Origin of the sequence: Halalkalibacter akibai JCM 9157, assembly GCF_000513135.1 — a bacterium.
Lineage (GTDB): Bacteria > Bacillota > Bacilli > Bacillales > Bacillaceae_D > Halalkalibacter > Halalkalibacter akibai.
This window is the reverse complement of sequence record NZ_BAUV01000087.1, coordinates 1-8,111: the sequence shown is the minus strand read 5'-3', so window position 1 is coordinate 8,111 and position 8,111 is coordinate 1. Positions and strand designations below refer to the sequence as shown.

General features: G+C 37.3%; 7 protein-coding genes. 2 read left to right on the top strand and 5 right to left on the bottom strand.

The features are described from left to right. Positions 1–135 precede the first annotated feature (135 nt). Positions 136–1,137 (top strand): endo-1,4-beta-xylanase, encoded by a 1,002-nt coding sequence (locus tag JCM9157_RS22270; protein ID WP_035668525.1) that lies wholly within the window; start codon positions 136–138, stop codon positions 1,135–1,137. Between the two features lie 128 nt (positions 1,138–1,265). Here JCM9157_RS22270 and JCM9157_RS22265 read toward each other — a convergent pair whose 3' ends face one another. The 5 genes from JCM9157_RS22265 to pgmB all read right to left on the bottom strand — a co-directional run bounded on the left by JCM9157_RS22265 (position 1,266) and on the right by pgmB (position 6,966). After that, entirely contained in the window at positions 1,266–2,666 is a 1,401-nt protein-coding gene (locus JCM9157_RS22265; RefSeq protein WP_035668522.1) for a sucrose-specific PTS transporter subunit IIBC, read from the bottom strand. Positions 2,667–3,081: 415 nt separating this feature from the next. After that, entirely contained in the window at positions 3,082–3,960 is an 879-nt protein-coding gene (locus JCM9157_RS22260) for an alpha/beta fold hydrolase (RefSeq protein WP_035668519.1), read from the bottom strand. Positions 3,961–4,073: 113 nt separating this feature from the next. Next, positions 4,074–4,673 (bottom strand): hypothetical protein, encoded by a 600-nt coding sequence (locus JCM9157_RS23690; protein WP_052013319.1) that lies wholly within the window; start codon positions 4,671–4,673, stop codon positions 4,074–4,076. Positions 4,674–4,774: 101 nt separating this feature from the next. After that, complete coding sequence (locus tag JCM9157_RS22250) at positions 4,775–6,220, bottom strand: glycoside hydrolase family 32 protein (protein ID WP_035668516.1); 1,446 nt, start codon at positions 6,218–6,220, stop codon at positions 4,775–4,777. Positions 6,221–6,288: 68 nt separating this feature from the next. After that, on the bottom strand, positions 6,289–6,966 hold the full coding sequence (gene pgmB / locus JCM9157_RS22245) for a beta-phosphoglucomutase (RefSeq protein ID WP_052013318.1): 678 nt from the start codon (positions 6,964–6,966) through the stop codon (positions 6,289–6,291). 102 nt (positions 6,967–7,068) lie between these two features. On the opposite strand from pgmB, the gene rarD reads away from it, so the two are divergent. After that, the gene (gene rarD / locus JCM9157_RS22240) at positions 7,069–8,010 is read left to right on the top strand and encodes an EamA family transporter RarD (protein ID WP_035668513.1); all 942 of its coding nucleotides are present in this window, start codon (positions 7,069–7,071) and stop codon (positions 8,008–8,010) included. The last annotated feature ends 101 nt before the right edge of the window (positions 8,011–8,111 follow it).

The window sequence follows — 8,111 nt, the reverse complement described above, 5'->3', positions numbered from 1 at the left end:
GCACAGCCGAGGAGGCTCGGCACCTCCCCGCGGAAAGCGAGTGCTGGAGCGCAATGGAACGAACATTTGTCGAGACGTAACCTATAAAAACACTAAGTATGCGAAAAACAGCCTTTAAAAAAGGAGGCTAAAAACATGAATCAGCAACTTAACACCCCTGATCTGTATCAAGTTTATAAGAACTTTTTTACTATAGGTGCAGCAGTTAACTCCAAGACACTGGAATCAGAAAAAGAGTTATTGAAAAAGCACTACAACAGCTTAACAGCAGAAAATGAAATGAAGTTTGAACTTCTTCAGCCAGAACAAGGTAACTTCAACTTTGCAAATGCCGACAAGCTTGTTGCATTTGCAAACGAAAATAATATGAAATTACGAGGACATACACTAGTTTGGCACAACCAAACGACAGAGTGGTTATTCCAAAATCCTGACGGAACACAAGTAAACCGTGAAATACTCCTGCAAAGAATGGAAGAGCACATTTCAACTGTTTTAGGTCGTTATAAAGGCCAGTTCTATAGCTGGGACGTTGTTAACGAAGCCATTTCTGATGATGATTCTGAATACCTCCGTAAGTCTAAATGGTTAGATATTATAGGAGAGGATTTTATAGCAAAGGCTTTCGAATTTGCCCATCAGGCTGACCCAAATGCCTCTCTATTTTACAACGATTACAACGAATCTCATCCCAATAAACGAGAGAGAATCTATCGTCTCGTAAAATCTCTACTAGATAAAGACGTACCTATTCACGGAGTAGGGTTACAAGCCCACTGGAACGTTCACGATCCAAGTTTAGACGATATCCGAGCTGCAATTGAACGCTATGCTTCACTAGGTGTACAGCTTCAAATTACAGAGATGGATGTTTCGATGTTTAGCTGGGATGACCGACGCGCAGACCTTACACAACCTACAGAAGAAATGCTACACCTACAAGCAGAACGATATGACCAATTCTTCCGAGTATTTAGAGAGTACAAAGAAGTTATTTCTAATGTTACATTTTGGGGTGCAAATGATTCGTATACGTGGTTAAATGATTTTCCTGTTAGAGGAAGAAAAAATTGGCCATTTGTGTTTGGTGAAAATGGTGTTCCAAAAGAGTCGTTTTGGAGAATCGCTAAATTTTAAGACTTAAACGCTAAAAACAACAAAGTACGCGATAAGAGCCTTATATTAAAAGCAATACCCTTTCTAAAACAACCAATAGAAAAACCTCAGTCACGCACCATCGCGATACTGAGGTTTTTTAAACTCACTTATTTTTTTGTAGTATCTTCTTTTATGCCTAAAATCCATGTAGCTACAAAGGCACCAGCTGCTGCGATTAACATTCCAATTAGATAGTTAATAATATTAGCAGTTCCAAACGGTGCTGCGATCGCGATCATTGGTATACCTGTTAAACCATAGGCGTTTACAATAACATTCGTGAACACAACATAAGCACCACCTAAAGCTCCACCAATAGCAGCCCCGATAAATGGTCTCATGAAACGCAAGTTAACTCCGAATATAATTGGTTCTGTAATCCCTAAGAAAGCTGAGAAAGAAGCCGGAATGGCAATTTCTTTTACCTTTGGATTTTTCGTAAGGAAGAAAACAGCAAGACCTGCTCCCCCCTGTGCAACGTTTGCCATTGCCCAGATTGGCAATAAGAAGTTCACACCTAAATCGGCGATTAAAGCAGCCTCAATTGCATGGAAGCTATGATGTACACCTGTAATAACAATCGTTGAATAAAGCCCACCAAAAATTAAACCTGCGAATATACCAGCAGTACTATATATAAAATCAAGGCTCCATGTTAAACCATTTCCTACCCATGTTCCAAGTGGACCAATGAATAACATGGCAATAAAAGCTGTTAAAATTACTGTTACAAAAGGAACAACCAAAAGGTCAATTGCGTTAGGAATAATTTTTCGTAGCCCTTTTTCAATTTTACTCATAATATAGACAACTAAAAGGATTGGAATAACCGTTCCTTGATAACCAAGAAGCTCAACATTCATACCTAGAAATGAAACAGACTCTGGAACGGCATCCGTTAACGTCCAAGGATTTAACAAAACAGGATGAGTCATAATCCCACCAAGAACAGCTCCTAAATAAGGATTCGCTCCAAATTCCTTTGCGGCACTAAAACCTATTAAGATAGGCAAAATAATGAAGGCTGCACTTGAGAACATATCCAAAAATAAGATCCAAGGACTATCTGATGCCACCCATTCAAACGCTGTCATCATCCCAAGAAGTCCCATTAACAACCCACTTGCTACAATCGCAGGAATGATTGGAACAAAAATATTAGACAAGGTTCTAGCAATACGCGCAAGAGGATTCATCTTCTTTTTCGCTGCCTCGGCATGATCTACTTGTTTTTCGCCACCATCAGTATCTTTTGTTCCAAGACCTGTTTCCGCAGCAAATTCAGCATACACTTTATTGACAAGACCTGTTCCAAAGATAACTTGGAATTGACCAGATGCACTAAAAACTCCTTTTACTCCGTCTAATTCTTCTATTTCTTGTTTATTTGGTTGATCATCATCTTGTAAAACAATACGTAAACGTGTCGCACAATGTGTGGCACTAATAATATTGTCTTTTCCTCCTAATAGCCTAGTCAGTTCACTGGCCACTTTCTTTGTATCCATCTTCTTTCCCCCTAATTCTCAGCTGTGTTTTATCGTTTTTTATGGGATTCTTATTAACATCTTTTAAACAACAGAAAAAAGACCTAAAACATAACCACTAATGAGCGTCTTAGATAGACGTCTCCCTATGGCTACATTTTAGGTCTTGCCTGCTTAATCAGTAACAATCCCACTTATTTGTGTTCACGCTTACAGTTTACCTGTTACCCACTCATGCGTCAACTTATTTTTAAAATTCCCACTTGGTAATTTCATCTAAACCAATCCTCTAACCAATCCAATGATAAAGCGCGGCAAGTAAAGAAAGATCTCAATAAGAAAACCAAATAAGTCGATAAACCATAATTCTTTATCTTTTTTCTTATCTTTCAATTAAGTGCCTCCTTTCCAAAGTTCCACAAGTAAATACACATGTTTAGTAATATTTTGATAGAAACTCAATAATTTCTTTGTTCATATTAACTATGTGGGCTTCTGAAGGAAAATGTCCCATATCGTAAGCTTTAAGTTCAGTTAAATTAGATATAATTCCTTTTGCTACTTTACTTAGTTTACTTTCTGGGAAGAAAATATCTTTCGTACCCGCAATGATTAGTGTAGGTGCGTTATAATTTTCTAATTCGTTTCTCGTCGTTAACTTAGGCATATCTTGTTCAAGTTTAGTATATGTAAAAACATCACCAATAATAGTTTTGTCTATATCTTTCATACTATTATCAGACATGATATTAGCAATCCTATTTAGATATTTATCTGATGAAGTAGTATGAAACAACATTAAAGGTAGTAATATGTCCTTGATCATTTTCATTTTAGAGCCTAAACGGATTCCTGCTGGTGATACTAAGATAGAGCAGTCAATTTTATTTGGCATAAATGTAGCTAACCTTAGAATAATCCCAGCCCCATAGGATGGACCAATGAATGCACACCTTTCAATATCAAAATGATTCATTAATTCTTCTATCCATTGAGGAAAGCTATGATCCTTTGCTGAAATTCTAGCTTCATCACTGTACCCAGGATGACCAATAGTATCTGGTGCATAAATTCTATAATGATCAACTAATGACGAAAACCAAGATAAAGTCATGGGGTTTATACAATTTCCGCCTTGAAAAATAAAAATAGGCTTTCCTTCTACTGGACCTGCTACAAGAATATGTGTCTTACCAAATCTTGTATCAACATATTTCCGTTCAACATTAAAATTAAAAGTTTTTATATAGTTTTCATAATGTTGAGTAATAATTTCCTTTGCAACTTCACTTTTATAAATAGTTCCTTTCCCCAAACTAGCACCCCCATTTTAATAAAAGTGTCTATCATTAACATAGTTGAATTTTTCTCAAGAAAAAAACATACACAAATTGGATCAAAATGTTAGTTGCTGCTTAGATTCTCTCTCTAATCCATCAGCTTCACTACTTTTACTGGCGTCGTTTGAGCAGGAATGCTTCTTGTTGATATCGTATAAAATACCACTAACTCTTTATTTATTAAATCAGCTTCTTGAATCTCTTCATCTCTTTCATTCACAACAATCGTTTGCTCATCAATATGTAGCTTTAATTTAAAATCATCACTAATTAAATTAGAATCAAATTTTGCTACTTTTACTTGGTGAGATTCTTTATTTTTAACTATGATCAGATCTGGTGTGATCGAAGCAGGATAGATCATTGGCATCGGCTTATTTTGATCATAATAGACATCCACATCCATACCAGTTGTAAATTCTTCTTTTATTAGAAAATTACCAGTCGAATCCATAACCAAAACCTCATCTGATAACGGAAAAATCATCTCATTTCCATCTTCATTCACTACGCGAATAGAAACTGTTTCCGTTTCTACCTTCTCCACTTTTCCGGTAAATTGGATGTATTTTGAAGCTTGTTGCACTTCTTCAACTGTCTCCAACTCTTGCCCTTGTGCCATTACCATATATCCTCCAAACGACAGAATCATTATTGCTAAAATTCCAGGCAAACTTTTTTTGTTCATTACTATCTCTCCTTCTTTCAAGCTCTTATACAAATGAAACGCAGTAAAACGCATTTAAGTTTCAAATACGAAAAAACCCACACATAAGTGTAGGTTCCATTTTACAGTTTCCAAGCTTTTAGTAAAACTCTCACGTTTTTCTCTGCTGCAAAAGTTATGTTTTGTTGATCATGATCCGGATAGATCCGAGCAGTGAATACCTCTTCTCCATCGTTCACAAAGAGTTCAATTGAAGATGTATCCAGAAAAATCCTTAAGTTCTTCACTTGTTCTAAATCACAAAAACGCTCTTCCACCGTTTGGCCATCTACAAAACTAACCCGATCAAGCTTCAGTTGTTTCGTTGCTGGATCATAAGAAATAGACCCATTTTCCCGAAATCGAATGGTCACAAGTTCTGTCATTTCTTCCAGTGGTTCAAAGTAAATTTCTAGCGAGGTGCCGTCTATTCCGTCAAAAGATTTCGGCTCAGATGCAAGTTCTACTTCACTATAAGCTACTTCTTCGTTTCTCAATCTTTTTAATTCCTCAACCGGTCGTTGATAAAGCTTTCCGTCAACTAGCTTTAATTCTCTTGGAATCGTCATAGCATGAACCCACTTATGTTCAATGGTTGGGTGAGCATCCTCACGTTCCTCAGGCATCCCCATCCATCCAATTAAAATTCTACGACCATTTTCGTCGATTGTCGTTTGAGGCGCATAAAACTCAAAGCCTCGATCTAGCTCAACAAAAGAGCCATGGTCAAACTGAACTTGATTATAATCTAACTTTCCAAGAACATAACCAGCTTGATATAAATTTTGATAATGTATTCCACTCGGTTCAAGTCCTTGTGGTGAAAAAATCATCACATCCTGTCCGCCTAACTCAAACAAATCAGGACATTCCCACATATATCCGAAATCTCCCAAAGGACCCATGTGAGCTCCCGCAATAGCACCTAGATGTTCCCATTCTACTAAATTGTTTGAACGGAACAACACGGCTTTTCCAGTAAGATCTTTACTTTGCGCACCAATGATAAGATAAAAAGTATCATCATGCTTCCAAACTTTTGGATCACGAAAATGAGCCGTATATCCCTCAGGTAATTCAATCACAACGCCCTTTTTCTCAAATGTATACCCGTCTTCTGAAACGGCCATAACTTGATAAGTTTCCCTGTTGTTCTGTTTGTCTTTTACATTACCCGTATAAAACACATACAATTTCTGATCATGTTCAATCGCACTACCTGAATAACAGCCATTTTTGTCAAACCAGTCACTCGGTGTAAGCGCAATGTCATGGTGTTTCCACTTCACTAAATCGGTTGATGAATAATGCCCCCAAAACTTCGCACCGTGATCAGTCTTAAACGGATTCCATTGATAAAACAAATGATAAACCCCATTAAACTGTATAAAGCCATTTGGATCATTTAACAAACCCACAGGAGGCATCACATGATAATTTAAGCGGTATTGGTCTGATTCAACGACCTCTTTATGTACTTCTACTTCTTTATATGCTCGGTTTCTTAATGATTGATCAAGATCTGACATATCCGTCTCCTTTTTCATTGTACTCTAGAGAAATCTTATCTTATGACATCTTTAAGCGCAAATAGAAGTTATCTAATCGTCCGTTGATGCTTGTTTAAGACAGCTTCTAACCCGTCTAAAGTAAGTTTGCTTGTTGACTCCACGTAGTAATCAGCATTTTTCATAAAAGGTTCTATTCCAATTCCTACTGAAAACATTTCCGTCTGAAGAATAGCGGTTAATCCCGCTTCACCGTCTTCTAACGCAATACATTCAGCCGGAGCAACACCTACGATATCTGCAGCCTTCAAAAAGATCTCTGGATCTGGTTTTCCTCGTTTTAAAGTCGTAACATCCACAACACCTTGAAAGAAGCTTAACAGTTCTAATTTGGATAAAACAAAGCTTGCGTTTTGACTAGCAGACGCAATCACCATCGGAATTTTATGGTTTGCTAGTTCTTGAATAAATTCTCGAATGCCTGGTTGGGCATCTCTTGGTGTTAACTGTGAGATCAACTCGCGGTAATGGTAATTTTTTTTGTTACAAATCTCATCAACCTCATCCTCTGTAAATGTAGATGAGGATGCCTCAATCATCGCCTCTACCGTTTTACGGCGACTCAGTCCTTGCAAAGATTGATTCCACTCTCTACTAAATGAGATATTAAGAGTTTTCGCTAAACGAAGATTCGTTTCATATTGAATGGGAACCGTATTAGAAATGACTCCATCCATGTCAAATATAACAGCTTTCATCTGTTTCATGCTTGTCCTCCTTCATTTTATTTAGTTAACCGAAAAGTTTGATAGGCAGCGTCTGTTAATTTGTGTAAAATAAAGCTAGCTCACTGGGAGAGGAAGAGAAACATGCAACAATCAGATCATCAAGTAGGAATCGTTGCTGCCACTTGTGCCTATTTACTTTGGGGTGTCCTTCCTTTGTATTGGAAGCTCCTAGACTCTGTTTCACCAGGTGAAGTACTTGCGCATCGTGTCATTTGGTCCCTTGTTTTTATGATTGGGATTTTGGCGATACGGAAGCAGCTTTTGCCAGCTTGGACAGAATTCAAATTTATTTTTAGTCATTTTCGTTCAGCTATAGGTATCATTTTAGCATCTTGTTTTATTTCGATAAATTGGTTTATTTTCATTTGGGCTGTAAATAGTGATCGCGTAATTGAAGCTAGTTTAGGCTATTACATGAATCCCTTAATCAATGTATTGCTAGGTGTTTTGTTTTTAAAAGAAACTCTATCTCGCTGGCAGGTTGTCTCTTTTATTCTTGCATTTTGTGGGGTTGCGATCATTACCATGTATTATGGCGTCGTTCCATGGACCGCTTTAATGCTCGGCATCTCGTTTGGTCTTTATGGCCTCATCAAAAAGTTAGTTAATGCAGGCGCAATGGTTGGGTTAACTGTTGAAACGATGCTTGTAACACCGTTTGCTTTCATCTATTTATACTGGATCCACCATCAACCTGCATTCTCGAGTTCATTTAGCTTAACACAACTTGAAACAACTTTCTTACTTATTGGTGCTGGCGCAGCAACAGCTATCCCTTTACTGCTGTTTGCCATCGGTGCAAGAAGAATTTCACTTTCTTTAATTGGTTTCCTCCAATACATTGCACCGACCATTATGCTTTTACTTGGAATCTTTCTTTTTAAAGAAGCCTTTTCTGTTATTCAATTTCTAGCCTTCTTAATGATTTGGGTTGGATTAATCATCTTTACAACATCCAAAACAGAAACCTTCCAAAAACTATTTAAACCTAAGGTCCAGCAAAAACAAAAAAATGTGGTTTAAGTGTAGTTTAGATCTCTATGATTAAGCTCGTTCGGTCCTTCATCACTTTTATGAAGGACTATTTTTCTTTCAATTTCAGCCTGTTTCTGTCTTCATCCCCC